The 26,069-nt window shown below is 69.0% G+C and carries 21 protein-coding genes and 2 pseudogenes; 10 read left to right on the top strand and 13 right to left on the bottom strand.

What is annotated here, in order from left to right; genetic code table 11:
* Positions 1–238 precede the first annotated feature (238 nt).
* Together ACFCZF_RS38140 and ACFCZF_RS38135 are read right to left on the bottom strand one after the other, a co-directional pair.
* Positions 239–946 (bottom strand): class I SAM-dependent methyltransferase, encoded by a 708-nt coding sequence (locus ACFCZF_RS38140; protein WP_376675564.1) that lies wholly within the window; start codon positions 944–946, stop codon positions 239–241.
* A gap of 104 nt (positions 947–1,050) precedes the next feature.
* Positions 1,051–1,515: a hypothetical protein gene (locus tag ACFCZF_RS38135; protein ID WP_376675563.1), complete on the bottom strand. Its 465-nt coding sequence runs from the start codon at positions 1,513–1,515 to the stop codon at positions 1,051–1,053.
* Positions 1,516–1,700: 185 nt separating this feature from the next.
* Between ACFCZF_RS38135 and ACFCZF_RS38130 the strand changes: the two genes are divergently transcribed.
* Positions 1,701–2,996, top strand: a complete 1,296-nt coding sequence (locus ACFCZF_RS38130; RefSeq protein ID WP_376675562.1) for a helix-turn-helix domain-containing protein — start codon at positions 1,701–1,703, stop codon at positions 2,994–2,996.
* A 105-nt stretch (positions 2,997–3,101) separates the two neighbouring features.
* Here ACFCZF_RS38130 and ACFCZF_RS38125 read toward each other — a convergent pair whose 3' ends face one another.
* Together ACFCZF_RS38125 and ACFCZF_RS38120 are read right to left on the bottom strand one after the other, a co-directional pair.
* Positions 3,102–3,878, bottom strand: coding sequence for a hypothetical protein (locus ACFCZF_RS38125; protein ID WP_376675561.1), 777 nt, complete (start codon positions 3,876–3,878; stop codon positions 3,102–3,104).
* A 192-nt stretch (positions 3,879–4,070) separates the two neighbouring features.
* The gene (locus ACFCZF_RS38120; protein WP_376675560.1) at positions 4,071–4,913 is read right to left on the bottom strand and encodes a hypothetical protein; all 843 of its coding nucleotides are present in this window, start codon (positions 4,911–4,913) and stop codon (positions 4,071–4,073) included.
* Positions 4,914–5,379: 466 nt separating this feature from the next.
* Between ACFCZF_RS38120 and ACFCZF_RS38115 the strand changes: the two genes are divergently transcribed.
* On the top strand, positions 5,380–8,430 hold the full coding sequence (locus ACFCZF_RS38115; protein ID WP_376675559.1) for a Tn3 family transposase: 3,051 nt from the start codon (positions 5,380–5,382) through the stop codon (positions 8,428–8,430).
* A gap of 27 nt (positions 8,431–8,457) precedes the next feature.
* Here ACFCZF_RS38115 and ACFCZF_RS38110 read toward each other — a convergent pair whose 3' ends face one another.
* On the bottom strand, positions 8,458–9,345 hold the full coding sequence (locus ACFCZF_RS38110) for a GNAT family N-acetyltransferase (protein ID WP_376675558.1): 888 nt from the start codon (positions 9,343–9,345) through the stop codon (positions 8,458–8,460).
* Positions 9,346–9,598: 253 nt separating this feature from the next.
* Here ACFCZF_RS38110 and ACFCZF_RS38105 point away from each other — a divergent pair, with 253 nt between their 5' ends.
* The 4 genes from ACFCZF_RS38105 to ACFCZF_RS38090 all read left to right on the top strand — a co-directional run bounded on the left by ACFCZF_RS38105 (position 9,599) and on the right by ACFCZF_RS38090 (position 12,953).
* Positions 9,599–10,525 (top strand): recombinase family protein, encoded by a 927-nt coding sequence (locus tag ACFCZF_RS38105; protein ID WP_376675557.1) that lies wholly within the window; start codon positions 9,599–9,601, stop codon positions 10,523–10,525.
* Positions 10,526–10,825: 300 nt separating this feature from the next.
* Entirely contained in the window at positions 10,826–11,764 is a 939-nt protein-coding gene (locus ACFCZF_RS38100) for a DUF6551 family protein (protein ID WP_376675556.1), read from the top strand.
* A 241-nt stretch (positions 11,765–12,005) separates the two neighbouring features.
* Positions 12,006–12,146, top strand: coding sequence for a hypothetical protein (locus tag ACFCZF_RS38095; RefSeq protein ID WP_376675555.1), 141 nt, complete (start codon positions 12,006–12,008; stop codon positions 12,144–12,146).
* A 138-nt stretch (positions 12,147–12,284) separates the two neighbouring features.
* On the top strand, positions 12,285–12,953 hold the full coding sequence (locus ACFCZF_RS38090; RefSeq protein WP_376675554.1) for a class I SAM-dependent methyltransferase: 669 nt from the start codon (positions 12,285–12,287) through the stop codon (positions 12,951–12,953).
* A 60-nt stretch (positions 12,954–13,013) separates the two neighbouring features.
* On the opposite strand, the gene ACFCZF_RS38085 is transcribed toward ACFCZF_RS38090, so the two are convergent.
* Together ACFCZF_RS38085 and ACFCZF_RS38080 are read right to left on the bottom strand one after the other, a co-directional pair.
* Positions 13,014–13,592 carry an SDR family NAD(P)-dependent oxidoreductase gene (locus ACFCZF_RS38085; protein ID WP_376675567.1) on the bottom strand — a complete coding sequence of 193 codons (579 nt, stop codon included), beginning with the start codon at positions 13,590–13,592 and terminating at the stop codon, positions 13,014–13,016.
* Positions 13,564–14,313: pseudogene (locus ACFCZF_RS38080) on the bottom strand (IS110 family transposase); the annotation flags it as partial. The gene ACFCZF_RS38085 and the pseudogene ACFCZF_RS38080, both read right to left, overlap by 29 nt.
* A 213-nt stretch (positions 14,314–14,526) precedes the next feature.
* On the opposite strand from ACFCZF_RS38080, the gene ACFCZF_RS38075 reads away from it, so the two are divergent.
* Positions 14,527–14,904, top strand: coding sequence for a MerR family transcriptional regulator (locus ACFCZF_RS38075; RefSeq protein WP_376675553.1), 378 nt, complete (start codon positions 14,527–14,529; stop codon positions 14,902–14,904).
* Positions 14,905–14,948: 44 nt separating this feature from the next.
* Here ACFCZF_RS38075 and ACFCZF_RS38070 read toward each other — a convergent pair whose 3' ends face one another.
* Positions 14,949–16,331: a PIN-like domain-containing protein gene (locus ACFCZF_RS38070; RefSeq protein ID WP_376675552.1), complete on the bottom strand. Its 1,383-nt coding sequence runs from the start codon at positions 16,329–16,331 to the stop codon at positions 14,949–14,951.
* Between the two features lie 408 nt (positions 16,332–16,739).
* On the opposite strand from ACFCZF_RS38070, the gene ACFCZF_RS38065 reads away from it, so the two are divergent.
* The gene (locus tag ACFCZF_RS38065) at positions 16,740–17,822 is read left to right on the top strand and encodes a hypothetical protein (RefSeq protein WP_376675551.1); all 1,083 of its coding nucleotides are present in this window, start codon (positions 16,740–16,742) and stop codon (positions 17,820–17,822) included.
* Positions 17,823–18,008: 186 nt separating this feature from the next.
* A complete protein-coding gene (locus ACFCZF_RS38060; RefSeq protein WP_376675550.1) occupies positions 18,009–18,764 on the top strand; it encodes a site-specific integrase in 756 nt (251 codons plus the stop codon).
* A 62-nt stretch (positions 18,765–18,826) separates the two neighbouring features.
* Here the strand turns inward: ACFCZF_RS38060 and ACFCZF_RS38055 are convergent, their stop codons facing one another.
* Together ACFCZF_RS38055 and ACFCZF_RS38050 are read right to left on the bottom strand one after the other, a co-directional pair.
* Positions 18,827–21,895: a hypothetical protein gene (locus tag ACFCZF_RS38055; RefSeq protein ID WP_376675549.1), complete on the bottom strand. Its 3,069-nt coding sequence runs from the start codon at positions 21,893–21,895 to the stop codon at positions 18,827–18,829.
* A complete protein-coding gene (locus tag ACFCZF_RS38050) occupies positions 21,892–22,332 on the bottom strand; it encodes a hypothetical protein (protein WP_376675548.1) in 441 nt (146 codons plus the stop codon). Before ACFCZF_RS38050 ends, ACFCZF_RS38055 begins: the two co-directional genes overlap by 4 nt.
* A 985-nt stretch (positions 22,333–23,317) precedes the next feature.
* Between ACFCZF_RS38050 and ACFCZF_RS38045 the strand changes: the two genes are divergently transcribed.
* Positions 23,318–23,638, top strand: coding sequence for a thioredoxin family protein (locus ACFCZF_RS38045; RefSeq protein WP_376675566.1), 321 nt, complete (start codon positions 23,318–23,320; stop codon positions 23,636–23,638).
* Between the two features lie 159 nt (positions 23,639–23,797).
* Here ACFCZF_RS38045 and ACFCZF_RS38040 read toward each other — a convergent pair whose 3' ends face one another.
* The 3 genes and pseudogenes from ACFCZF_RS38040 to ACFCZF_RS38030 all read right to left on the bottom strand — a co-directional run.
* On the bottom strand, positions 23,798–24,205 hold the full coding sequence (locus tag ACFCZF_RS38040; RefSeq protein ID WP_376675547.1) for an Imm10 family immunity protein: 408 nt from the start codon (positions 24,203–24,205) through the stop codon (positions 23,798–23,800).
* A 5-nt stretch (positions 24,206–24,210) separates the two neighbouring features.
* Complete coding sequence (locus ACFCZF_RS38035) at positions 24,211–24,924, bottom strand: hypothetical protein (RefSeq protein ID WP_376675565.1); 714 nt, start codon at positions 24,922–24,924, stop codon at positions 24,211–24,213.
* A 30-nt stretch (positions 24,925–24,954) separates the two neighbouring features.
* A pseudogene (locus ACFCZF_RS38030) lies at positions 24,955–25,974 on the bottom strand (RHS repeat-associated core domain-containing protein); the annotation flags it as partial.
* Positions 25,975–26,069 lie beyond the last annotated feature (95 nt).

The raw sequence follows: 26,069 nt of genomic DNA, 5'->3' as shown, positions 1-26,069 counted from the left end.
TCACCGATCGCCTTCGAGAACGCCTTCCACCTCACACCAACTACGCTTGCACCAGCCGCATAACCCGTGTTCAGGATTCGGGGTCAAGGCCCCACGACCTGGTGGACTGGCTCGACGCCCACCCGATCAAGTAGCCGTTGCCGACTACGCCGCCGCGGTGTCGGCGTACATCGCGAAGAACATGCAGCGTATCCAGGGAAGCGGTAGGCACCTGCCCCGGGAAGGCGGCCGGGGTGCGTCACACGGCGGGTCGGCCGGTGCGGAACGCGGTCATCAGAAGCGTGTCAGCGGCGCGCTGTCCGGCCCCGCCGGGCAGGGTCTCAGTGCTGATCCGGGTGAAGCCGGCCTCGTCGAGGAGCTTGGTCCACACCTGCTCCTGGAGGACCCAGCGGTGCATGGTGGCTGCCGCTCCGTCCGGGGTCCTCGCGCCGATCTCGGTGGGCTGCACGTCAGGGTGGGCGGGTTCACCGTCGAGATGGTGGGCGAGGGTTGAGAACACGAGGCGGCCACCCGGGCGCAGGGCACTGGCGGCTGCCGGCAGCAGCTTGCACGGCTCGGCGAAGTCGACGGCTCCGAAGACGCTGTAGAGCACGTCGTAGGTGTCGGCCACCGCGTGCAGGTGCCGGGTCACGTCGGAGCGGACCAGGCGCAGCCGGGAGGCGAGGTGCCTGTACAGGTCGTCGGCCATCGCGTGCTGGGCGGGCGAGGCGTCGACGGCGGTGATGCGGGCCGGCTGGTGGTGGACGGCCAGGTGGGCCGCGTGCCGGGCCGCGCCGGCGCCGAGGTCGCCGACGCTGCGGCCGGTGATGTCGCCGAGGACTTCGACTCCGGGGCCGCTGTCCTGGCCCCAGCTCCAGAAGAAGTGGGCGGGCACGGTGCGGTCGGTGGCGTGACGGGTGCGGCCGTAGTGGTGCCAGAGGTCTGCGGTGGGGATCACCCCGCCCATCGTGGCGGGCGGCGCCGCCGGGCGGGCCGGTTCGAGGGAATTTCACCCGACGATGCCCCACGGGCCCGGCAGCCCGGCCGGACCCGTGGGGCACGTACGAGAGGTCAGTGCGAGTCGTTGCCCGGGTGGCAGGGGCCGCACTTGGCGGCGTCCGTCCACAAGGGGAGGTCGACCTGCCAGCCGTCGGCGGCGATCAGGTCCGCCGTCCTCAGCACCGACCCGTCGTCCTTGAAGTCGACCTCCGGGACGTGGTGGAGGTAGTGCCCGCCGTTGAAGCGCTCGCACAGCTCGAAGTAGCTGACGGTGTCGAGGATGACGGCGTGGACGCCGACGTCGACGAGCGTGCTCGGGGCGAGCCCGAGGCCTTCGCCTCGGTGCCGCATCGCGGTCAGCAGGTAGGCGTAGCCCTGGTCGAGGACCCGGGCCGCCATGACGGAGTCGTAGGGGTGGTCCCGCATGATGAGGCCGACCTGTTTGTTCCACAGAGCGGCCGGCACGACCTCGCGGGCGGGTCGGGTGGTGGCGGTCGTCGGGTCGATGGACACGGGGAGTTCGGCGGCGGTTGCCATGATGCCTCCGATGGACGGTGCCCCGCTGGCCGGGGCGACGCACCCAGCACACCGCGCCGACTGGCCGCCCGGTGGTCATCTACCGTGCGGTGCAAGCACTTTGCACGGTGTGCAAGCGGTCTCGACGCCGGTCGGCGGCGCCTTTACCGTGGGACGCCCCCGGTAGTGCGGCGTGGGAGGGGCCGGTGCCCGTAGACCCGCTCTGGAACAGCACGACGGCACGCCAGTTGTCCGAGCAGCGGCGCCCCGGTGCCCTGATCCGGCTCGGACGCGAGCATCGCTCCTGGACACTGGCCGACCTCGGTGAGCGGATCGGCTGTTCAGCGGCAACGGTGTCCCGCCTCGAACGCCGTGCACGTGTCATCGACCTGGGGCTCGTGCACCTGGCGGCGGCCGAGGTGGGCGTGCCCCGACACATCCTGATGACATCTCTGGCGCCACCGTCCACGCCGGCACCGGCCGGCACTAGAGTGACGGCCAGCCCGCGTGACGCCGAGGAGGACCCCATGCGCCGCCGCACGCTGCTCACCGCCACGGCAGCCGCCGGACCGGCCGCCCTGCTCATGGGGTTGGACGAAGCTCTCGCCGCCACCCCGACTCCCACGACTGGCCTGGGGCCCCTGGACGGCCGCCTGGCAGCCGCCCGGGAGCTGTACGACAAGGGCGTGCACGGCCGGCTCCTGGCCGTGCTGCCCAGCCTCATCGCGGACGGGCACCGGGCCGCCGCCTCCCGCAAGGACCTCGACCAGGCTCGGTTGTCCTCCGTCTACACGCTGACCTCCTCGGTCCTCAGCAAGATCGGCTCGTACGAGAGGGCGCGGCTCACCGCGGACCGTGCCCGTACCTGGGCTGAGGTGTCCGGCTCCCCGCTCGCTGCGGCGGCCGCCGTCCGGGAGCTGGCGATCGTGCTCCGCCACCAGGACCGCCACGGCGAAGCCCAGCGCCTGATGACCTCGGCGGCGACCGAGGTGGAGACGACGGGTCTGCGCACGGACGCTGCGGCGGCCGCGTACGCGCAGATGCTGTGCACGCTGGCGTACACGGCCGCGCGGGGCGGCCAGCGCGCCGAGGCGCTGGCGATGGTGGAGGAAGCCCGCCGGTCCGCCCGCCGTCTTCCCGGGCCGCCCCCGCCGGGCCGTCTGTTTCCCATCAGCCGGGCCGCTGTCGACCTGTACGCGGTCGGTGTGCACTGGGCGCTGGGCGACGCCGGCGCCGCGCTGGAGGCGGGCAAGGGTCTGCGCCCCGATCAGTTCCCGACCGCTGAGCGCAAGGCGCGGCTGGGCACGGACATGGCGCGGGCCTGGTGGGCGTGGAACCGGCCCGAGCAGACCGCCCGCGCCCTCCTGGACGCTCATCGGGCGAGCCCCGGAGAGGTCCGGGACCGGCCCGCCATCCGCAGCATCGTGACCGAGCTGGCCGAGCGGCACCCGCGCACCACAGGCGTGCGCGAACTCCACGTGGCCGTGCTGTCGGCCGGCTGACTGCCGGGACCGTGACAGGCCAGATGGAGGGGCAGTGGGAGAGCCGCTCACGGCAGTCGAGCAGGGAGAAGGTGCGTGATCCTGGCTGCCTGTTGGTCCGGACAGTCAGCGGGCGCGATTCCACCAGTCGACGCTCTCCAACGCCAGAACCCGTTCCTCCAGGACGCGGGCAGTCTCACCATCTGCGGTGACAGCCCAGCAGACATACAGGTCCGCCCACGTCAAGGCAGCCTTGCCCCAGCCGGTCGCCCGCATCGGCTGACCGCTCTCGACTTCCGCAAGGCGCTCGCGCAACCAATCCAAGTCGGCCAGCGCCCGGTCGAGGACCGCCTCGCCCAGCCCAGAGGCCAACGCCTTTCCACTGGTGTACCGCCGTATCCGGCCCCGCAGCCCCTCGCCCTGGCGCTCACCCGACATGCCCACGTAGACAATCGGACCGTTCTGGCCCCGCCTGGCCAGGTAGACGCCTGGCAACCGCGGCACCTCAGCGCCGACCAACGGCACCCACTCGGACCACGCGGCCAAGGCCAGGACACCCTGACTGATCACCGGATGCACTCGTTCGACTCCGCCAGATGCGGCCGACGGTTCCTGCTCTTCGGCTTCCTCGCAGAGCTCGAGCAGGTCAGGTTCGCGGGGGCCGGCCTCTCTGGCTTTGGAGATGTCGTAGACCTTGGCGGTCTTAGGAGCGCAGGCACCCGACGGTGTCCAGGACAGCAGCCCGACAGGCGAACCTACCGGCTCCAGGCCAACGTCCCGGATCTGCTGCCACGTACGAAAGTGCTTGGGCAGCGTCTGAGGGGTGAACTCGCGCAGCTGCTCGGGCTCCGGTACCGCAACGTCGTCTTCGAAGTACGGGTCCCCGAACAGGTCGTAGCCCATCGGCTCACGGTGCACTATCAGTCCCCTGATGGCCGGAGGTGGGCCACTCCTGTCGCACGCCAGCCCCTTCTGTCGATCTGTCGGTTCATACGATCAGTCAACGACAGAGCCCAGCAGTAGGAAACGGCAAGTCCAGACTCATCAGTTCCTACCGGCGGGCTACGTGCCCATGCCCGCTGGTGAACGACGCCGTCAGGAGCGGGGAAGGAGCGCGTAAGGGCGCAGGGGGACGCCGACGACCTGCAGGACGAGGTTGCGGTGTGCGGAGTGAAGGGTGCGCACGGCGGCTCTGGTCAGACCGGGCTTCGGCGGTTGGACGCCGGCGCGTTCCCGGCCGGGCTTCGTCGGGATCCACAGGAAGCCCGGGTCGCTGCCCTCCAGGGCCTTGGTGATTCCGGCGCGGACGTCGAGCCAGCGGCGCAAGATCTGCACGGTGTGCTTGTCGAGCAGGTGCTCGGAGTCGTCGACCGTGACGACGGGGACGGGGCGGCGCTCCAGGTCGACGTCGGAGACGTTCAGCCTGTGGAGTTGCGGGACGGTGCGGCCGGTGGCGGCGACGAGGGCGGCCACCGCGGCGGTGCGGATGGCGGTGGCGGCGTTGGCGCCGGTGGGCCGCTTCACGGCGAGGGTGCGCAGGAGCGTGTGGGCCTGCTCGGGTTCCAGTCGGTCGCCGTGCCCGGACGCCGGGTAGGGCAGGGTCAGCGACAGCCCGAGGTGGCCGGCGAAGGCGTTGTACGTCTGGACGCGTGCGCGCTGGGAGTCGTGCGCCGCGGCGGCGGCCGGGCCGGTGAGGGTGTTGCGCCGGCGAGTCGCGCCGGCGCCTGCTGCGTCGAGCCAGGAGGCCGCTCGCTCGGGCTGGAGGAGTTCTTCGGCGGTGAGGGAAGGGACCTTCTCCTCGTGGAGGACGTGTTCCAGGTACTCGGTGAGGAGCGTGCCGCGCAGCCGTACGGTGTCGAGGGCGTACCCGGCGTCCTGCTGGGCCTTGACGAAAGCGTGGATCGCGGTGAGGGCGTCGGCGGTGCACGGGTTCGGCATGTCCGACAGCGTACGGAATCCACTCCCACCATCGCAGATAACAGCAAGAAGCTAAAGCCAGCCCACCCTTGCCAGCTGCAGGTCTCATCTCGGTCCGTGTCGGACCAAATCGTTCCGTACAGGTTCGATACGGTCCTCACACGACCCCCGATCTACCCGGAGCACGCTTCTCAGACTTGAACGTCCTCCTCGCTTCTTGCTGTTATCGCACTCGGAGTCGGAGGCTTCGGGGCCCGAGGACATCCTTATCAGCCCCGGACACGCCGCTGCCCCTGGCCTCCTCAGCCTGCCGTCAGCTCCACCCGGGCGCGGTCCATCGCGGCGTTTAACTCCTCCGGCGCCAGCGGCAGCCGGGACTTGGCCCTCGGGGAGTATCCGAACGGAAATTAGCGGTATCGGCGCGATCTTGATTCCGGTTCGGTGACGTGCCCGTTTTGCCTGGTCAGCGGGCTCTACGTTCCTGGCCATGCCTGTTGAATACCTGTCTGCTGAGCAAGAGGCCCGCTACGGCCGGTTCGCCACGGAACCCTCACCCGGGGAGCTGGAACAGTTCTTCCGCCTGGACACCAGGGCCCTGGAGCTCGCTCGGGCGAAGCGCCGTTCGGCTACGAGGTTGGGGTGGGCGGTGCAGTGGGGCACGGTGCGGATGCTCGGCACTTTCCTGACCGAGGACCCCAGGGCGGTACCGGCCTCCGTGGTGCGGTTCGTCGCCGAGCAGCTCGGTCTCGACGACGAGCATTTCGCCGAGTACGGGACGCGCGCGCAGACGGTGTACGAACACGCGTGGGAGATCCGCGACACCTACGGCTACCGGGACTTCGTGGCTGGGGAGGCGGAGCTGCGGGAGTTTCTGGCGGCGCGGGTGTGGTCGTCACTGGAGGGGCCGCGGGCCCTGTTCGACCGGGCGGTGGTGTGGCTGGTGAACAACCGGGTGCTGCTGCCGGGTGTGACGTCGCTGGCCCGGATGGTGGCCGCGCTCCGCCAGGAGGAGAACGACCGGCTGCACGCCGCGCTGTACGAGGTGGTGCCGTACGAGCTGCGGACCGAGATGGTCCGGCTGCTGGAGGTGCCGGAGAAGAAGCGGGTGTCGGAGCTGGAGCGGCTGCGGCTCGGCCCGATGCGGGTGTCTGGCAAGGCTATGGAGCTGGCCCTGGACCGCGCCCGCGAGGTGCGGGGCCTAGGGGCCGGCACAGTGGATGCCGGACGGGTTCCGGCCGCTCGGATGACCGGGCTGGCCCGGTACGGGCTGACCTCGAAGGCGCCGACGCTGAAGCGGCTGGAGGTCACGCGGCAGACCGCGACGCTGCTGGCGACCGTGCGGCATCTGGAGACCGCGACGGTGGATGACGCGCTCGATCTGCTGCACGCGCTGATGGCCACCAAGTTGCTGGCGAAGGCCGAGCGGATGGGCAACGACGCCAAGCTCAAGGCCCTGCCCCAGTTGCGCAAGGCCGCGAAGAAGGTCGCCGCAGCGGTCGACGTGCTGATGACGACGCCGCCCGCGACCGACACCGGCGAGCTCGTCTCCGTGGTCGACGCGTGGTCTGCAATCGAGCAGGTCGTGCCGCGCGAGCAGCTGGCCGAGGCGCTCGCCACGATCGCCTCGGTGGTCCCGGACAGTGACGGGGACGACGACGCGGAATGGCGGGCCGAGCTGGTCGCCCGCTACGGCACGGTGCGTGGCTTCATTCGCCTGCTGGTCGAGGTCATCGACTTCGGTGCCGTGGAAGCCGGCGCGCCCGTCGTTCAGGCCCTCAAGCGGCTCCCGGAGCTGATCGGCCGCAAGAAGGTCGGCGTCGAAGAGGTTGCCGCCGATCTGGTGACGGGCTCGTGGCGGCGGCTGGTGTTCGCCAACCCCAACGTGCCGCACGGCCTGGTCGACAAGGCCGCGTACTCGTTCTGCGTCCTGGAGCATCTGCACCGCTCCCTGCGCCGGCGGGACGTGTTCGCCAAGGACGGCGACCGCTGGGGCGACCCCCGCGCCAAGCTGCTGGCCGGGGAGAAGTGGACAGCCGCCGAGCCGAAGGTGCTCACCGCGCTCGGCCTGGAGAGCGAACCGGCCGGACACCTCGCCGAACTCGCCTCCGCTCTGCACGCCGCGTACGTCCAGGTCGCTGCCGGGCTTCCGGGCAACACGGCGCTGGAGGTCGTGGGCGGGAAGCTGAAGCTGGGCAAGCTCGGCAAGGCGGAGGAGCCCAAGCTCATGCCGCCTTTCCGGCAGCTGGTCAACGGCATGCTGCCGAAGGTCGACTTCCCCGAGCTGCTGCTGGAGGTCGCCGAGTTGACCGGGATGGCGGACGCGTTCACGCACATCTCCGGCGCCGACTCCCACATGGAAGGCTTCACCACCAGTTTGTGCGCCGTCCTGCTGACGGAAGCGTGCAATGTCGGGTTCACCCCGGTCATCAAGCCGGACGTCCCGGCGCTCAGCCGGGGCCGTCTGGTTCAGGTCGATCAGGGCTACTTCCGGGCGGAGAACATCTCGGTGGCGAACGGCCTGTTCATCGAGGCCCAGGCAAAGATCGACGTCGTGAGGGCGTGGGGTGGCGGCCTGGTCGCCTCCGCCGACGGGGTCCGCTTCACCGTGCCCGTGCAGACCCTGTACGCGGGTTCGAACCCCCGCTATTTCGGGCTGCGACACAAGGGCGCCACCTGGCTGAACGTGGTAAACGACCAGGTGATGGGGCTGGGCGGCGTGGTCGTGCCGGGCACGCTGCGCGACTCGCTGTTCATCCTGGACGCCATCCACGCCCGCGACGGCGGCCCGAAGCCGGAGACCGTCATCACCGACACCGCGTCGTACTCCGACATCGTCTTCGGCCTGTTCGCGATCTGCGGCTACCAATTCTCGCCGAGGATCGCCGACATCTCCGACGCCCGGCTGTGGCGGACGAACACCGCGGCCGGCTACGGGCCGCTCCAGCCGGTCTCCAACCACACCATCCGCCTGGACCGCATACGCGCCCACTGGGGCGACATGCTCCGCGTGGCAGGCTCCCTGACCCTGGGCGAGGTCCGCGGACACGACCTGATCCGCATGCTCTCCCGCGACGGCAAGCCCACCGGGCTCGGCGAAGGGTTCGCCCACTACGGACGGATCTTCAAGACCCTGCACCTTCTCCAGTTCGTCTCCGACGAGGGATACCGGCGCATCATCGGTGCCCAGCTCAACGTCACCGAGGCCCGCCATCGCCTCGCCCGGAAGATCTTCTTCGGGCAGCGCGGCGAACTGCGCCAGCATTACCGCGAGGGAATGGAGGACCAGCTCGGCGCCCTCGGGCTGGCCCTCAACTCCGTGGTCCTGTTCAACAGCCTTTACATCGACGCCGCCGTCAAGCAGCTGGCCGCTGACGGCTTCCCCGTCACCGACGAACTGCTCGCCCGCCTGTCGCCGCTCCAGTACGACCACATCAACTTCCTCGGCCGCTACGCCTTCACCCGGCCGGCTGCGCCTGGCCTGCGGCAGCTGCGTGACCCGCACACCGATGACGAGGACGACGGTGGCGAGCAGGACTGAGCGTCACCGACCAGGTCGATCAAGATCTCACTCGGCGTGTGGTGCGCCGTAGGAGAACTTGTATCCGGCGAAGTCCGCGATACGGACGTATCCCAGACGCTGGTAGAGGGCGTTGCTGGTGGGGTTGTCTGGGTCTGTGAACAGGACGACGTCCGTCGCGCCTGCGGCCAGTGCTGCCCGGCTCGCCTCCACCGTCACGGCGCCCGCGTATCCGCGGCCCCGGAGGTGGGCCGGGGTGTAGACGGGGTCGATCCGGACCATGCCGCCGATGACCGAGGTCGCGGCCGCCATCGAGACGGGGGTGCTATCCGGGGTTTCCCAGAAAGTGAAGTGGCGGTCGCCGAAACGCGAGACGTCCCAGGAACCGGCGTCGATCAAGTCGATGGAGGATTGCTCCCCGACGTCGAGGCAGAATTCACGGCACCAGCGCACGACGTGTTCGCGGTCCGTGCCGCCCGTGAGACGGCCCCGGCCCTCCGGGTGCGGCTGCGGCGGGGTGAGTGTGCCGAGACGGTAGAGATGCGTCCGCCAGTAGCGTGTTGGCGCCGCACCCGTCTGCCGCTGCCAGGAGTCGGCGAACGCGGTGGCGGTGTCGTGGTCCGCGATGACGTTGGCGGGTGAGTGGCCGAGGACGGCCAGGTGGGCGGCGAGGGCGTCGGTCTGCTCGACAGAGAGGGGGGTGAGGCCCAGGCGGCCGCGGGAAGTGAGATAGAAGACCGCGTGGACCTCGCCTCCGGCCTCCAGTCGGCCGAAGACGGCGGTGACGGGGCCATGTACGTCCGGCCTGCGTATCCGCAGTTTCTCGATGTCCGTCAGCGGCGTGTTGTGTAGGGCGGGGCGCGAGCGCAGGAAGTCCCCGGCTCGGGCGAGGAAGTCGTCAACGTCTTGGGTGAGATGCCAGTCATCCGGGAGCATGCTTCATGATCCCGGATCTTCTCGACTCGGGGAGCACTTGCTCAATGCCTTTCAGCCACGTGACGTAGCTGCCCCGATCAGCCGCAGGCTCTTGTCGGCAAAGGATCGTTTGACGACAGGCGGCTGACGCGTCCAATGAACCCGGGCAATCCAGGGGTTCGCGGCGGCGCGAATCCAATCAGATCCGATGGTGATTGCTGACAGGGTTTGACGACAGATAGGGTCCGATCCTCCGTACGGAAGGGGCCCCACGGTGGCGAACCTGGTCTACAAGCGCGTCTCGACCGACCAGCAGTCCACCGCCCGGCAGGACCTCGTCCTGACCGAGGCCGGGATCGAGGACCCGGTCGTCTTCGAGGAGGACCCCGGCACCTCCAGCCGCCTCCACCCGCTCCAGCGCCCGAAGTTCAGCGAACTGCTCACCTACGCGCGGCCAGGCGACACCGTGCACATCTCCGAGATGTTCCGCCTCGTGCGCGGCAACCAGCACATCCTCGACGTGCTCGACGTCCTGCACCGCGACCATCTCGCCCTGCGCATCCACGACGGCGCGTTCTCCGCCATGGACCTCACCGCCCGCCACCCCCGCACCGGCGAGCTGCTGTCCACCGTGAAGTTCATGGTGCAGACCCTCGCCGCCGCCGGCGAACTCCAACGCGACCTCCAGCGCGAGCTGACCTACGACGGACTGCGTGCTGCCGAGGCCAAGGGCGCGAAGGGCGGGCGCCGCCCCGCCATCGCGGCCGCCCAGACCGCCGACGTGCGCACCGCGTACCTGGAAGGCCGCTCCATCGCGGCCCTCGCCCGCGACCACCGGGTCAGCCGCGGCGCGATCCGGACCGCCGTCGCCGACCTCCTGCCCGAGCACACCGCCATCGAGGAGGACGTGGCCGCCCCGGAGCTGCCGGTCACGCTCGACATGCCGGGCAAGGTCGCCGACTACCTCCGCACCACCGAACTGGAGCCCGCCGAGCGCGCCGCGCTCGACCAGGGGACGACCGTACGGCGCGGCCAGGGCTACACCCTGCGCGTCACCGCCGTCCCGGCCGTGCACCACCGACTCCTCTCCCGCTGCCAGCCGCTGGACGGCGGCCCAGGCGCTCCGGTGGTCCCGGCCCAGCGCAAGGCCCGCCGCGAGTACGAGAACCGCGTCAGCACCCTCGCGCCGACCGGACCATGATCGTTTTCGCCGGGATTTCCTGTGCGCCAACTACTCACACTCGGGTATCCCCTGTGCCGGCCGTCAGAGCAGAGCGCATCATGGCGCGCGCGGGGGCGCACGAAGCCCGGTTGAGAGCACCCGGCGCGGGGGTGAACGCACAATCAGCCCTCAATTCGCAGGTCACCAGCGTGTCGGGTCCAAGACGATGCGAGAAGAACAAAAGTGCGAGAACTTCGGAGATGCGAAACCGTTTGACATGCGAGAAATTTCTAAGGTTGGCTGGCCGTCAAACCACCAACCTGGACGGGAGTTGCCTCCATGGCGACGACGACCGCCCCGGCCCCCAAGGGCGCCGCGGGCAAACGGGGGACGAAGACCGCCCCCGTCCGCAAGGTCACCGTGCGCAGGCAGCGCGGGAAGGACGTGCCGCCGCAGTACGAGCCGGTGCCGCACGACGACCGGCCCGTCTACTACCGGAAGATCCCGGTGGGCCTGCTGGAGGTCGACCCCAGCCTGGACTCCCAGCGGATGTTCCAGCGCCCCTGGGCCAACAAGCTGGCCAAGATCTGGAATCCCGCCGTCCTGCTCCCCGCGATCGTCGCCCGGCGGTCCGACGGCCGGTACTACGTCCTGGACGGCCAGCACAGCAATCAGGTGGCCCTGGAGAAGCACGGGCCCGACTTCGAACGGCACTGCCTGGTGTACGAAGGGCTGGACATCTCCGAGGAAGCCGCCTTGTTCCTCGCCGCGAACCGCGACCGCAAGGCGGTCAAGCCCGCGGACAACTACCGGGTGGCCCTCAAGGCTGGCGAACCGCTGGTGACGCGGATCGACGCCGAAGTGCGGTCCTGCGGTCTGACCGTCACCGGCAGCAGCACGGTCAACCAGGTGGGCGCCGTCCAGGCCGTCATGGCCGTGGGCGAGAAGCGTGAGGGACTGCTGCCCAAGGTCCTCAACACCGTGGCCGCCGCCTGGGGCCGGGACGCCTCCTCGTGGGACAACATGGTCCTCCGCGCGGTCGGCCTGGTCATCGACAACAACTGGGACAAGGTCGACCTTGATCGTCTGGCCAAGGCCCTGCGCAAGTACACGGTCCGCCTGTGGAAGACCAACGCCATCCGCATGACGAAGTCCGGCGGCGGCTCCCAATCCCGTTCCCTGCCGTTGGCCGAGAACATCATCACCGAGTACAACAAGGGCGAGACGGACCCCGCGAAGGTCCTGATCGCGCCCGTGGGCCGCGCCTCCCGCGCGTAGCCGTCCCCAGGCCGGTAGGCCCCCACCCGGATGGCATCGGGGTGGGGGCCTACCGCGTGCGACCCTACCCCTGGGCCCGGCAGCAGCCCCGGCTCCCGCTGGTCCCCGGCCTGGACCACGCCGCACAGCTGAAGGGTCTGCGCCAGGCCCTCGACGGCGCCCAGGACGTAACCTCAGCCCGCCGGGAGAGCGAGAGCCGGGTCAGCGCACGTGATCAATTTCAGCGCCAACGGCTGTACCGATGTTCTCCCCGGCCGTCGACCACGGCGTCACTGTACGGCGCGGCCAGGGCTACACCCTGGGCGTCAGCGCCGTCCCCGCCGTGCACCACAGCTCCTCGCCCGCTGCCATCCGCTCGACGGTGCCCAGGGCGTCCCGGTGATACCGGCACAGCGAAAGGCCCGCCGTGAGTACGAGAACCGCGTGAACGCCCTCACGAGGTCAGCCGGGCCGTGAAGAACGGCTTGGTGTTAACCGCTTCACCAGCCCCAAGTCCCCCGTGCGGTCCTATGGTTGGCTGATGCGCGCACACCATATTGACCGCCCGGCCGACCTCGACGTCGTACGTGAGTCCTACGACCGCGTGGCCGACAACTATGCCCACATGGTCGTGACGACTGGAGTCGGCGACATCCGCAGGGATCCGTGGCTCAAGGCGTCGATCGACGCCTTCGCTGACACTGTGCGCGGGCTCGGGCCTGTCCTCGATGTCGGCTGCGGGCCCGGAACAGTGACCGCCTACCTCGCCGAACGCGGACTCGACGTGTCCGGGGTGGATCTCTCTCCTCGCATGATCGAGAACGCACGCCGCCTTCATCCGGAGTGCCGCTTCACTGTCGCTTCCGCCACCGAGCTCGACCTCGGTGAAGCGACCCTGGGCGGCGTGCTCGGGTGGTGGTCGCTGTTCAACCTCCCCCGTGACGTCCTTCCCCAGGTCCTCGCCCTTTTCGCGCGCGCGTTGAAGCCAGGCGGACACTTCATCACCGGAACACACGTCGGCGACGAGGACGCAGTGCGTACCGAAGCCTACGGAGGCGTACCCGTCCGCTGGACGACCCACAAGTGGCGGCCGGAACAACTCGCCAATCTGATCGAGCAGGCCGGCCTGAACTCGGTCGCTGAATTGCGGCTCCCCCCGACGGGATACAGCGGGCCCGGTCTGGTCGTCATGGCCAAACGCCCCGGCTGACGATCAGGCGTCGAAGTGGCGCAGGGTCTTCGGTCTGGATCCATGACCTGACGCCTACCGCTATTTTCCGTTCGGATACTCCCCGAGGGCCGACTTGACGTCCCGACTCCACTGGTCGGCGAGGACCTCGGCGGACCCCCCTTCGACACCGTCGAGCGCCGCGTCGGCCAGGTCCGACGGCACGATCTTGGCCACGGGCCAGCCCGCCGCCATGTCGGTGTCGGCCAGGCCGAGGTGCACCGCCGTCACGAGCGTGCCCTGCTCGGCGAGCTCCAGGCGGACGCCGTTGGTCATGGCCCAGGCGGCGGCCTTGGTCAGGTGGTAGGCATTGGCGCCCTTGCCTCCGAACCACGACATGGCGGAGAGCACGTTGACGATCGCGCCCCCGCCGTTCCTGCCGAGCGCCGACGCGAACTCCCGGATCATTCCCAGGTGGCCGAACACGTTGGTCTCCAGCTCGTGCCGCACCGCGTCCAGCGAACCGGTCACCAGGTCGGTCCCCGTCTGGATCCCCGCGTTGTTGACGAGCAGCGAGACGTCCGGGGCGGCCTCGGCGGCGGCCCGCACGGATGCGGGATCGGCGATGTCGAGGGGCAGCACCTCGCCGGTCGTCCAGTGCCAGGATCTGCGCCGCCAGATCCGCCACGATCTGCGCGGCGACGTCCTCACCGGGCAGGGAAGTCTCCTGAGCCTGTGCCGCTTCGAGGGCGGTGGCCGCGACCGTGTCGGCGCCCCGGACACTGCGGTTGGCCAGCCAGGCGGTGAGCCGGGCCCGGCCGCGGCGCCGCAGGGCGGCCGGCGTCTGGTATCCGGTGAGCAGAACCAGCGCACCCTTGTGCGAGCTGTAGTCGAAGGCCCGTTCCAGGGCGGGGAAGACGCCGGTCAGTACGTCGCGCAGCCGGTTGATCATCCGCACCCGGTCGGCCACCAGATCCGAGCGGTGGGCGGTCAGCAGCGCCAGGTCGGCGGCCAGCTGGGCGGGCACGTCGATGGTGGCGAAGTCCCGTCGCTGGCGGGACGTCTCGGCGATGACGTAGGCGTCACGGGCATCGGTCTTCGCCTCGCCCCGGTAGGCGCCCGACATGCGGTTGACGGTGCGGCCGGGGACGTAGACGGCCTGCTGACCGTGGGCTGCGAGCAGGGCCAGCAACAAGGCGGAGGACGTTCCGGAGATGTCCACCGCCCAGGACACCTTGTCCGCGAGGTCCAGGATCTCGCCCATGGCGGTCAGGATCGCCGTTTCGTCGTTGTCGATCTTCTTCGACCACAGCGTCGAGCCGGTCTCGTCGACCACTGCGGCCCAGTGGTGGCCCTTGCCCGCGTCGACGCCGGCCCAGACCTGGGTCCTTCGCTCGCTCACTCGCCCCTCCTCGTTCCGCACGGTATGCCGTTGGCCCGAGGAACACCCCGCTGTCATCTCCGTAATCAGCGACCGCACGAAGCGCGCACATCTCAATCAGCAGCCAGGGCGCCCCGGAGAGCCGGGCGGCCACTCCTCTGGAGCCACAACTGGCAAGACACCATCAGCCACACCCGGCCCTCCCGGGCCGCCTAACAACTTACGGAGAACACCATGACCGTCACGGAGCCAGCGGCCGAGCGGCTGGTCCGCATCGGCGAGGTGGCGCGGGGCGCCGGCGTCTCGGTACGCGCCGTGCGCTACTACGAGGAGCAAGGGTTGCTCATCGCGAGGCGCAGCCCCTCCGGACAGCGCCTCTACCGGCAGGATGCCGTCGCCCTGGTCCGATTCTTCCAGCAGATGTACGCCGCCGGCCTGACCAGCCGAAGGATCACGGAACTCCTGCCGTGCTGGGACTCCGGGCAGACCGACGCCGAGCAACGAGCCATGCTGCGCGCCGAGCGTGACCGCATCCAGGCCAAGGTCGACGACCTGCAGGCTGCCCTGGAGCGCCTCGACGAGGTCATCGCGGTCACGGACACGCACCCGTAGGCGCGGTCGGTCGGACGTCGCAACAGCGATGTACGGCTGGAGTATCAGCCCTTGTCGGAAGGTTCGCTCCCCGCTTCCGCGCCGTCTCGGGGCTGCCACAGGTCGCTTCCCTCGTACTTGCTCCGGAGCAGGGGAATCACCCCGCTCGGAATGCGGAACCCCTTCGCCCAGGAAGGATCGATGGCGTGGCCGTAGACGGTGGTGAGCAGGAAAGGCTCCCCTCCTGTCAGCACGCCCATCGCCTGCAGATCTCTCGACAGGGTGCCGATCGGTTGGGTGAAGCCGCGAAGTCTGCGTGTCTCGTCGTAGCCGGCAAGCTCGTACACCGTCTCCCGGTCCACGAACCCGCCGTTCGCCGCAGCCGCAACGATTGCTTTGACTCGGGATGGATAGCGCCTCATCAGCTCGTCCATGAACGCCGCCAGCGAATCCGCCGTCCAGGCTTCGCCTTCGGAGTCCTTGTCGGCCGATGCCTCGCCCAGTTGCTCCAAGTCGCGCACCGAGCCCTCGTCCACATTCAGGTCGAGGAGTTCCTTGGCCCAGCGGAGCAACTCGCTTGGAGTGAGCATGTAAAGTCCCACGCCGGCCTGCTCCCGCAGTTCCTGAAGGAGTTCGACACGGGGGCGGGGCGGGATGTCGTATCCGCGGTTGGTCCACCAGTCCTTCTTCACGTCCCCCGTGACCAGCAGAACGTCGCACCCGCGATGCCGGGCCTCCTCCATGAGCTGGACCCACACGAGGTAGTCACCGGCAGCCAGCTCGGGTTCCTTGGTGCGGAAGTCCTCGTGCCCCGGCGGTATCCCCTCGTCGGCGCGCTCCTGCGCCTCTTTCACTGCCCTGTCGTATTCGTCCGACGACAGGGGCTCGCCGACCCGGCTGTGCAGAAGCGGTTCGAGGGCGTTGAGCACCGGGTCAGTGTGAGTGGTGGCAGTCTCCTTGAGTGCGTCGCACTCGGCCTGCGCGCGGATGAACTTCTTGAGGCTGCCGGCTGCTTCGGCGAGCTCGGCCAGATCTCCGTCAGTCCGCTCCACAGCCTCTTCGTTGTCCTTGAGCTGGACGGCGGTCAGCCAGGTGGTCACGGCTGTCCGGGCGGCGTTGACCGCCTTGTCGAGCGCGGCGCTCGCCTCATTGGCCTTGGTCGCGTGGTGATGGCGTACGGTCGGCGACTCGCGGTTACGCCAGAACTCCGTGAGCACCTGGTGTGGAATCCACAGGCGCTCGCGGAGCCTGGCGAGGGCGGCAAGAGTGTCCCGGCGGGTGCTCTCGTTCGAGCGGTAGAGGTTGAGCAGCACATTGGTGTCGAGCACGATCAGACCGGAATCGAAGATCTGCTTGTAGTCGGAGCGGAGTGGGCTGCGATGGGCCGCGTCGCAGTCGAAGACGCCCCGGACTTGCGGCTGGTCGGACGTGGTGTGCGATGCTGCCATGAAAACGCTCCCCCGGGATCGTCAGGCGCATCAGCCCTCCCCGGCTGGGTGCGCGGGGGAAAGTCTAGGGCCGGATCGAGCCCTCATTGTGCTGAACGCTTCAGGCGCACGAGCTGACACCAGTGTCCAACTGCCGCCCATTGCATCCGACACGAAGTCGCGCTGGTCAGCGCTGCGGCCCGGGTGGGGGGCGGCAACCAAGGTGTGATGGCGTGGGCTTGGGCGGTGTTCCTGGCGGTCACGGTGTCGGCCTACTGAGTCTTCCTGCCACTCGCCGCCCCTCACGCAGGGGGCTGACCTGGGGTTTCTCTGTGACTCGTATAGGATCGCCGTCTCCGCCCCCGCTGTGACGCCTACGATGCGCCAGCCCTCCGGCGGCTCCGGATCACATCGTGCGGCAAGGGAATCATGCGCCTGTCCAGCTACCTCAAGAGGGCCGCCACAAGCGCGGCCACGATACCCCTCCTCGCCGGGTGCACGGGAGAACAGGACGCGGGCGGGGTCGTGGAGCAGGCCGCAAAGAGGCCTGCCTCCTGGACGGACCTGCCGGTGCGGACCGGCGCACGGGATGTCGTCCACACGGACACCGACGACCGGTCGTACAAGGTCAGGGTCACGGTCAAGAGCCTGGTCCGGGGTTCGCAGGAAGACATGCGGGGGGCGCGCGTGGACGAGGAGCTGAAGGGCATGGTCCCCCACTACCTCACCTTCGAGGTCACCAACACCGGCCCGAGGAAGCTCCCCGACGCCTACATGGTGGACAGCAACTTCGCGCTGAACGGCACCGACTGGGAGCGTGGGGAGGAGGTCTACCTGAGCGGCGGCAGGCCGGACGGGAGCGACCTGCCCTGCGCGGACACCGCGCCGGAGACGCTGGCGCCCGGCGACTCGTATGACACCTGTGTGACCTACGCGCTGCCCGAGGGGGTCGGCGTGCTGTCGCTGTCGCACATCGCCGACGGCTACCTCGATGAGGGCGGGGCGGTCGCCACCTGGCCTGTCGAGGGCGGCCTGAAGGCGGCGTCCGCAGAGCTGGCGGAGCCGGGCGACATCGTCCGCGTCCGGTGGGACGACCGCGAGGACGGCGTCCTCGAACTGCCCGCGACGCTGGTTTCCGTACGCCGGGGCAGCGCGGCCGACCTCGCGGGACTGGACCTCGACCTCAACGAGAACGAGCGACGCGGTGTCCCGTACTACGTGTCGGTCACGTACACCAACCCCGGGCCGGAAGACCTCTACGCCGACCAAGCCGACCGCGTCCGCCTGCTCACCGAGGGCGGCCGGCAGATACAGGGGAAGACCCCCTTCGGCCTCGACACGAGGATCCCCGGCTGTCCCTCCGACTGGGTCGCCCGGATGATCCCGCCGGGCGACAGCGTGACGGAGTGCAGCATCCACCTGGTGACGGACGAGGACGACAAGCCGTTCGCGGTGGGCTTCGCGGAGGCGGACAGACCGGGACTGGTGACTTGGCGTGCTCCCCTCCACTGAGGCAGCCGGGGAGCCGGCCGACCTGCCGCCCGTCTTCGCGAGCGGAGCCGTACGTGGGGGATCGCCGAGGTAAGCCCAAAAGGGGCCACGGGATGATCTTGAAGCCCTGAGATCACAGCCCGCCACCCGTCGGCCTCGGTTTCGTTGGTGTGATGTTGAGCTTGTCGTCTGGGCCGAGGCGGGACTGTGACCTCGATCGAGCGGACCGCGTATCCGCGGTTCAAGCGGCTGATCACCGCGCATGAGCTGCATCTGTTCTTCGCGCCGACCCGGGATGAGGTCGAGTGGGCGTCGGGTGCCACGATCGGCATCGAGCGGCGGCCGGCACCGCCCGACCGCACCAAGGCCCTGGCCGAGAACCAGATCGCCGCCCTGTGGCGCCTGGACGTCGCCCTGCGGGAGAAGATGCTCTACGAGTCGGCGGCCCGCGCCGATGAGGTGCTGTGCCTGAACGTGGAAGACCTGTATCCGCAGGACAAGCACGGCAGGATCACCGCCAAAGGCGGGGCGACCGAGTGGATTCACTGGCAGTCCGGCACCGCCCAACTCCTGCCCCGCCTCATCGCCCGCCGCACCCGCGTCCCGCTGTTCCTCATCGACCGCAAGGCCCCCGCCGGAACACCGACGCTCGACGTGTGCCCCGAGACCAGCCGGGCCCGACTCTCCTACCGCCGGGCCGAGGAGATCTTCGAGGAGAACACCCGGCTGCTGGCCAACCTCGCCTCACCCGACGACATCGAGGAGCTGAACGGCTGGACGCTCCACCGGCTCCGCCACAGTGCCCTCACGCACGACGCGGAAGACGGCACCTCCACCCCGATGCTACTGGCCCACTCCCGCCACCCCTCCGTCCGCTCCCTGGAACGCTACGCCCGCCCCGGCGTCGACGCGGTCGCCCGGCACGTCGCAGAGCGCGACCCCGCCGCACGTCGCCGGACGTGACCCCCCTCGTTTGCGGCTGGTGACAGCGTTCTTGCCCTTACGTCGGCCCGCTGCTGGTCTTTTCAGGGGGCTCGGCGCCGCGCCGGACGTACGAGCCACCGCCAGGGCGGGTGGTGCCGGCGGATCTCCCGGCGCACCGCCCTGGCTTCCTCCTCCGCGCCCATCTCCTCGTGGAACCGCGCCAGGAGCCCGAGGGCGCGGACCACGTCTTCGCGGTAGTCGGGGTCGTCAGCTGCCGCCAAGTCCTCGTACACCCCGACCGCACGGCGCAGCCGGTCTTCGACCCCCGTGTCACGCCCCATCGCCCAGCGATGGAGAGCAAGCCGGACGAGCGCCTCCGCGTGATTGACGCGGTCGCTCGTCGAACCGTTCTCGGCTAGCCGCCGGTACGCGTCGGCGATCTCCGTGCGCGCGGCGAGCCCTTTGGCGTCTTCTTGTGCCGCCACGGGGAGGAGCAGGGCTACGAGGCGCCGGGTGTAGATCGGTGCCTTGATCCGCGCCATGTACCGATAGACGGCGGTCTCCAAGGTGTCGATCGCCTCGCGGGCCTGCTGCGGTCCGTAGTCCGCTCGGGCCACGCCGCTCACGTCAGGCGGTGGTCGCATGCGGCTGCGCAGCTCGTCGGCCTCGGCGCGGACAACACGTGCCTCTGCCGCGCGGCCCTTCGCTTCCAGGGCGCCTGCGTGGGCCCGCAGGGACTGTTCCAGTGAGGGGGCCAGCGCGTCCGGGTTCGCCTTGGCACGCTGTCGGTTGATCTTGACTGCCCGGGTGCTCGCGTCGAGGGCCCGCCCCCGCCAGTCGGTGCCGATGGGGAGGGCGCTGCGCCAGGTGAGCAGGAAGCCGGAGAGGTTGGACAGGGCCAGTGCGTAGGTCCCGGGATGGTCGGGGCCGCCGGCTCTCCGGGGCCCGAGGAGGTGCACCGCTCCCTCCGTCGCCGCGACCGCGGCGCCGCCGCGCCCTGCAGTGGAGAGGTCGGCGCCGATGTTGAGGAGGCTCGCGCCGAGGTCGTTGCCGTGCCGTTCGGCATCCTGCTCGGCGAACTGGACAAGCACGTCGAGCGCCGTGGCATGGGCGCGGAACCCGTCCGCCCACCGCCCGGCGGTGGCGAGGGCCCGCGCGTGGTCGCAGAGGGCGAGCGCCCACCGGGCCTGTCGGCCGTCGGGGCCGAGCCCGGCGAACCGGCCCTCGGGGTCGGTCTCGGCCAGGAGGCGCTCGAAGTGCACGGCTCGTTCCGCCGCTTCGACGGCCTCGTGCGGCTGGCCCAGACTTGTGTGGCTGGTGAAGAGGTTGGCGTACGCCACGCCCAGGTGCGGGGTCTGCGAGCCGGGCCGCTCGGCCTCCAGCCGCTCCAGGAGCGCGACGACCCGCACCGTCGAGTTGTGTGCCTCCTCGTACCGTCCGGCGCCGCGCAGGGCGCTCGCCAGCTTGCCGTGGACGACGGCGTGCCGGTCCGGGTCGTCCGTGGCCGCCAGCCAGTGCCGGGCGAGCCGTTCCACCAACACCGCGCGGGCCGGGTCGAGGTCGGGGTGCTCGCGCTGGGGCAGAAGGGCCTCGATCGCCTCTAGGAGTCCCATGTCGATGTCGTCGAGCGCGGCGACCGCGCCGAGTGCCCGTCCGCCGGCGGCGACGGCGAGCCATGGTGCCCGCCGTAGCAGCGGGTACAGGTGGTCATGGCGCATGTGCCGCCAGCGTTCGGCGGACGCTGCCAGGAAGATCAACGCGCGGGGCGTCCACGGCTCCGGCTGCCTGTCGCCGCCGTGTGGCAGGAGGCGGCCGAGCGCCTCCGGGGCCCAGGAGGACGGCGGGTAGACGCTCTGCGCGGAGTGGCCGGGAAGGGTGAGGGCGAGGAAGTCCTCGGCGAGCCGGTCGGGCAGCAGGGGTTCGAGGACGACGGAGGGCTCGGATCCGGAGGGCGGGTAGCAGACACTGTGGTCGGCGACCCGCTCGGCGGGGTTCGGTGCGGCGGGCGGGCTTCCGGTCACCCGGCGTACGGTCCCCGTCGGCGGGTAGCACACACTGTGGTCAGCGAGGACCCGCTCGGCGGGATGCGGTGCGGCGGGCGGGCTTCCGGTCACCCGGTCTACGACGTTCCGGCCGATCTCCCGGCGTACGGTCCCCATCAGTGCGGCCGCGAACACGGCGCGGTTCATCACCTGCGGCGGAGTCGTGTACGTCCGCCCCGCGGCGGCCGTCGCGCGACCCGCGTCCTGAGTGTGGAGCCGCGCCCAGTGGGCCTGTTCGCGGTTGAGGAGGTACGTGACCAGGCCAGCGGCGTCGGTGGGCGGACGACGGCCGTGAAGGTGGGCGTCGACGGCGACCAGGGCGGCCATGTGGACGGCCAGCGTCAGCCCGAAGTCCGGCCCGTCCAGGGGTACCGGAGGGGGCACCCGTATCGGCGTGGTGTCGGGCGCGCCCGGGGCGGCTCCGAGGCGGGCGGCGAATTCGTCCCGGGCGGCCTCGAACATCTCTGTCCGTTCGCCGCCGCGCTCCCGCAGGGGCTCCAGAGTCTGGAGGGAGGTGGCCGCCTGGGAGTCGTGAAGGGCGGCCTGCACTGCCGGCCACTGGTCCGTGCTGCGGGCCAGCAGCAGCACCCGGGTCGGCAGGTCGGGACGGTGGAGCAGCCGGTTGCTCAGCAGCCAGGTGAGGTGGGGGAGCGGCCAGTGGTCGGCGTAGTCGACAACCAGCAGCATCCCGGCGCCCACGGCCCGCAGGTCGCCGCCGGCGCCGCCCGGGAGCACGTTGCCGGGGGCGTGTACGGCCCTGACGACCTTCCACCCTTCGGCGACGCTGTCCCGGGCGAACGCCGCCGCGAGGCGGCTCTTGCCCTGGCCGCCGGTCCCGTGCAGCCAGCGGACGGCGAGCCGTCGGCCGACGGCGCCGCGCCACACTCGGAGGTCAGCGAGCTCATCCGTGCGGCCGGTGAAGGGGACAATCTCGTGCCGGGCGCTGAGCAGGCGGCTGGGCAGCTCCCGCAGCCATTCCGGGTCCGACTCGGGCGGGGGGAGCCATTCCTCCAGGACATAGGAGGGCGGCCCGTCCACGTACACATGGAGGTCGGCGCCGACCACGCCGTACGCGAAGCCACCTTCCGCGGTGACGTGCTGACGCGCCGACGGGTTCGGCGCGCTCATGCGGGGGATTCGCCGGCGGCCGGCCGGTGGTGGTGCACATGCACGCTGCTGCCGGGTCCCTGAGCGCCGAAGGCGGCTGCGCCGGCGTGCGCGGTGATGTGCTGCGACCACTCCTGAGCGGCCGGGGGTACGGAGGCCTCCTCGACCAGGGCGCGCAACTCGTCTGCGGTCTCCGGGTGTTCGCGTAGCAGGGCGCCGATCCGGCGTGCCCAGGGGCGTACGAGGTCGTCGCGTACGCCGTCGGTGTCGTCGCTCTCGCCCGCGACCAGTTCCGCGTCGCCGTCCAGCTGGGCCTGCAACGCGGTGGACCGCTCGTCGCCACGGCGGCGAAAGAGCTCGACGACGCGCTCGCGGGTGCTCTCCCAGGCGCTGGTGGCCATGGCCGCCACGACGGTCGTCGCCCCCGTCATGGCCAGCACGGTCATCGGGTCCGACATGGAACCCCTTTCTGGGCGTCGGGTGACGTCATGCGGGCGAGGGTACCGACGCCGTCGCGTTCCGTCCGGTGTGACCGGGGGACGCAGCCCGAACGAGTGGCACGGACCGCTCTGCCTCTGCGGCGCCCTCCTGGGCCTTCTCCATGTCGTAAACCACGCCGAGCCGTTCACGGATGAAGCCCGCGCATTCCGGCTGCCCTCCAGGTACGCCCGGCCCGGCGTCGACGCCATCGCCCAGCACGTCGCCGAACGCGACCCCGCCGCACGTCGCCGGACGTGACACCCGCCATTTGCGGCTGATGACAGCATCCTCATCTCACCAAACCCGGACGCTCAGGGTTTCGAGATCATCCCGTGGCCCCTTTTGGGCTTACCTCGGCGATCCCCCTCCATGCCCGGTCGGCCGAGATGACACCGCCTGTATGCGGTTTCGGTGTTCGGAGGACACAGGCGGCCACAGGCGGCCACAGCCTTCAGAATCCCGGCATGCGAGTCATGGTGGGCGTTGCGGGGGATGGTTGGCCGGAGGCGGAAGCCCTGTCGCTGCGGGACGCACTGCTCAGCGATCCAGGCCTGCGATCGATCCAGGTACAGGAAGAGACGGCGTTGAGACTGAGCGCCTCACCTGGCCCGTGAGTGTTGTAGTTGGCCCCTCTGAGCGCTGTTGTTGGCTCGCAGGGTAGCGGTCGGGTATCCCACCTGCAGGGAATTCACGAGAAGCAGTACGGGAGCCTGCTCGCTCGGGCTGTGCTGCAGGCGACGGTGGGAAGCCGGGGCCAGCTGCCAGGCTGAGGATGTCCCGGCCCGCAGGCAAATTGGGAGACTTGCCGTGTCCGTCGCGTTCCGGCGGATCCGAAGCGCATGTCACGTCTCACACGGCAACTGGGGCCGACCAGGCCTGTGCCTGCTTGGGAGTGTCACCCTATAGGCTCAGCACAAAAGGGGCGTCTAGACAGCGACTGACAGGCCCTTGGTCTACACAGGGATGGTAATGATTAGAGAGCTTCAGCATGCCAGCGACTTTCACCACACGCTGAGCAGCAACACTAGAGTCGTAGTGAACTTCTTCTCCCCCTTTTCAAGGGCATGCGGCCTCATTGAGCCGACCATCGAACAGCTTGCCAACGAAGCACCCCATATCACTTTCGTGAAAGCTGACATCGAGAAGTTTGAAGAAGTCGGTGCCGAGATTGGTGTCGTCGCCTTTCCGACGTTCATCTTCTTCAAAGATGGCGTGCGGCAGGCTAACGTAGTAGTGGGGGCAAACAAGGCGGAACTCGAAAAAGAGGTGAGAGGCTTTTCTTGATCCGACGAGAGAAGTCGGGTTACTGCGGCCCTATCTCGCCAGGGACGGCTTCAGGGCTTTAATTCCTCTCTTTCATCAACCCGTACCTACCGAAACTGCACGCATCGGTGCGGCGATCTGAAGAGAAGCGCCTTCAGGTCGCCGCACCAAAGACCCTGATCAAACGTCCAGGACGGTCGGCCTCTTTCGGCTGTCTCCGTACGTCAGAACAGTGCGCAACCCGCTCCTCAGAGCCTCTACGTCCGCGTCCGCGTGGAGTTCGAGCTCAAGGTCTTCATCGGCGAGGGACAACTCGACTGCAGCTTCCGGGCTGAACCGAAAAAAGATCTTCTGGTTGGTTACAGAGGCCCTCTCAATACCCCCGTAACATACAGCGCCTGTCTCGTTCATCACGCAGTAGGTGTCCCACCCCAGCTGGCGCTGTTGCGCGTCAGGATCGTTCACGCCGGATTGAATGGTCAGGTAACTACCTTCGCCCTCATCGTCTTCGGCCATGCCTACCGTGTAACAGTCCTCATCTTTGGTCACCACCGTGACCCTGACTACCCACTGCACGCTACTTGTCATGCCGCTCATTCTGCACTGCTCCAGGTCTTCCCGTCTGGCGTGATGTACAAGAAGGTGGAACGAGTCTCTTGTGCTGCGCTCCTCATGGATGCCTGACACCCGGTGCAGGCAGGGTTGGTTCCGTAAATGGCCACAGTGTCGCCGGGGTTTACCGGGGTCAGGTTCGCGTAGCGGTCGTTGCCGATCTGCACCTTCGGTGTTGCGCCGGACATTCTAGTCACTCGAGCCTCAGTGTGACTCGCCGCGGCATTTCTAGGGTACCCAAGAGCCTTTTCTTCGGGAGTTTGACTTCCACTGCGGACGGTATATGCGTTGAGCAATTCCCCCTTTGCATTGCGCACTTCCACTTCGGCCCAGTGTGTCTTCTTGGTGGTGGGCCCTACGAGGGTGCCGGCATAGGGCTTGTTCTTGCTACGCCACGCCGGGCCACCGAAGATCGCCGCCAGGGCGCTAGGTACTTGGTAGGAGTCGCTACTGTTGTCGTAGCCGCCCTCCTCTGCAATCCAGTTGTCGAATTGGGAGCCATAGTCGCAGCCAGGTGTTCCTGGCCCGCCGCCGTCACCTCTACAGTCTTCATCAAATGGCCAGGCGAAATATTCGGCCATATGTGGGGCGTTACTGACGAGCCCGTAGAACGACTCCCCAACGCCCTTACAGATGCCAGAAAGGAATCCCCAGTTGTTACATCCTCCTTCGCTCTTTGGCTTCCCCTGAACGATGACGATGGAAAATACTTCGTCAGCTTTTCCGCCGCCTCCTGAGCCGCCGCCACTTTCAGTTGATCCGCCACCGCTGTTGCCGCCGCCCCCACTAGGCTTAGGGCCAGGTCCGCATTCGTTCCAGCCGCCTTCACAATCGGCAAGCCTTGTCCCGGTCGGGTCCGAGTGAGTCGAGGGGTTGTTGGCAGCGTAGCTGTAGCCATTCAGGGTCTGTGGCTTGTCGAGTTCGAGCAGGGGGTCGACACTGATGAATTGACCGGTCGCGGGATCGTATTCACGGGCGCTGATGTGAGTGAGGCCTGTGTTCGTGTCACGGGTTTTTCCCAAGAAGCCCTTGTCATCGGGCCAGGGGCCGTATTGGGGCTTGCCGCGGTTTTCTCCGAAAGGGGTGGTGTAACGCTTGGTGAACTGCTGGTCGAGTCGGTCGATGGCCAGGCTAGAGGTGCCGTGGTGGTCGCTGACGAGGAAGGTGACCTTGTTGGTGCCAGTCTGGTTGGAGCGCAGGGCGGCGGTCACGCCGTCGGCGGCGTAGTAGCGCTGGGCCCAGGTGGTGCCGTTGGCACGAAGGTGAAGTTCGGTGGAACCGGCGTACAGGATGCGTTCGCCGTTTTCGGTGGCGCGGATGAGGAGGGTTCCGTCGACGCCGTAAAGGTAGTCGGTGGACTGGTCATCCTCGGTGAGCCGGGTGAGTTTGCCCTCTTCCGACCAGGCCAGGTCCTGCGTGGTCTTGTCGGCTACGCCAGGGCGCTTGGTGGTGTTGCCGGTGGTGTCGTAGGTGTAGGTGTGCTCGGGGCTGGTGCAGTCGGTTGTGGTGGTGGTGCCGGTCAGGGTGTGGGGCTGGTCCTTGTTGGTGTAGCAGTAGGTGGTCTTGGTGGTGGCGGTGCTGGTGTGCTGGGTTTCGGTGGTGCGCTGACCCGCGGTGTTGTAGGTGTAGCTGGTCCAGTAGGGGGCCGGGCCCGACAGTGAGGTGGCGCTGCGGGGGTCGGTGCACTTCTGGGAGGCGGGGGTCCAGGCTTCGGTGAGCCGCTGGTGGGCGTCGTAGGTGAAGCATGTGAACGATCACGTAATTCCCCGGGCCCGGCGTCACGTAATTCCCCAGGTCCTGACCTCGTCCATGTCTACTTGATCGAGGGCTTGCCTGTCTT

Origin of the sequence: Streptomyces sp. NPDC056296 (assembly GCF_042268605.1) — a bacterium.
Classification (GTDB): Bacteria; Actinomycetota; Actinomycetes; order Streptomycetales; family Streptomycetaceae; genus Streptomyces.
The sequence above is the reverse complement of the archived record's forward strand: the minus strand, read 5'-3'. Positions and strand labels throughout refer to the sequence as shown.

What these genes read in the sequence shown, in the direction of transcription:
- ACFCZF_RS38095 (WP_376675555.1), top strand. Translation starts at nt 12,006, where the DNA reads ATGTTCTCCCCGGCCGTCGACCACGGCGTCACTGTACGGCGCGGCCAG.
- ACFCZF_RS38040 (WP_376675547.1), bottom strand. Translation starts at nt 24,205, where the DNA reads ATGACAAGTAGCGTGCAGTGGGTAGTCAGGGTCACGGTGGTGACCAAA.
- ACFCZF_RS38120 (WP_376675560.1), bottom strand. Translation starts at nt 4,913, where the DNA reads ATGCCGAACCCGTGCACCGCCGACGCCCTCACCGCGATCCACGCTTTC.
- ACFCZF_RS38045 (WP_376675566.1), top strand. Translation starts at nt 23,318, where the DNA reads ATGGTAATGATTAGAGAGCTTCAGCATGCCAGCGACTTTCACCACACG.
- ACFCZF_RS38075 (WP_376675553.1), top strand. Translation starts at nt 14,527, where the DNA reads ATGACCGTCACGGAGCCAGCGGCCGAGCGGCTGGTCCGCATCGGCGAG.
- ACFCZF_RS38070 (WP_376675552.1), bottom strand. Translation starts at nt 16,331, where the DNA reads ATGGCAGCATCGCACACCACGTCCGACCAGCCGCAAGTCCGGGGCGTC.
- ACFCZF_RS38125 (WP_376675561.1), bottom strand. Translation starts at nt 3,878, where the DNA reads ATGGGCTACGACCTGTTCGGGGACCCGTACTTCGAAGACGACGTTGCG.
- ACFCZF_RS38140 (WP_376675564.1), bottom strand. Translation starts at nt 946, where the DNA reads ATGGGCGGGGTGATCCCCACCGCAGACCTCTGGCACCACTACGGCCGC.
- ACFCZF_RS38100 (WP_376675556.1), top strand. Translation starts at nt 10,826, where the DNA reads ATGGCGACGACGACCGCCCCGGCCCCCAAGGGCGCCGCGGGCAAACGG.
- ACFCZF_RS38115 (WP_376675559.1), top strand. Translation starts at nt 5,380, where the DNA reads ATGCCTGTTGAATACCTGTCTGCTGAGCAAGAGGCCCGCTACGGCCGG.
- ACFCZF_RS38050 (WP_376675548.1), bottom strand. Translation starts at nt 22,332, where the DNA reads ATGTCGGACCCGATGACCGTGCTGGCCATGACGGGGGCGACGACCGTC.
- ACFCZF_RS38055 (WP_376675549.1), bottom strand. Translation starts at nt 21,895, where the DNA reads ATGAGCGCGCCGAACCCGTCGGCGCGTCAGCACGTCACCGCGGAAGGT.
- ACFCZF_RS38110 (WP_376675558.1), bottom strand. Translation starts at nt 9,345, where the DNA reads ATGCTCCCGGATGACTGGCATCTCACCCAAGACGTTGACGACTTCCTC.
- ACFCZF_RS38090 (WP_376675554.1), top strand. Translation starts at nt 12,285, where the DNA reads ATGCGCGCACACCATATTGACCGCCCGGCCGACCTCGACGTCGTACGT.
- ACFCZF_RS38065 (WP_376675551.1), top strand. Translation starts at nt 16,740, where the DNA reads ATGCGCCTGTCCAGCTACCTCAAGAGGGCCGCCACAAGCGCGGCCACG.
- ACFCZF_RS38135 (WP_376675563.1), bottom strand. Translation starts at nt 1,515, where the DNA reads ATGGCAACCGCCGCCGAACTCCCCGTGTCCATCGACCCGACGACCGCC.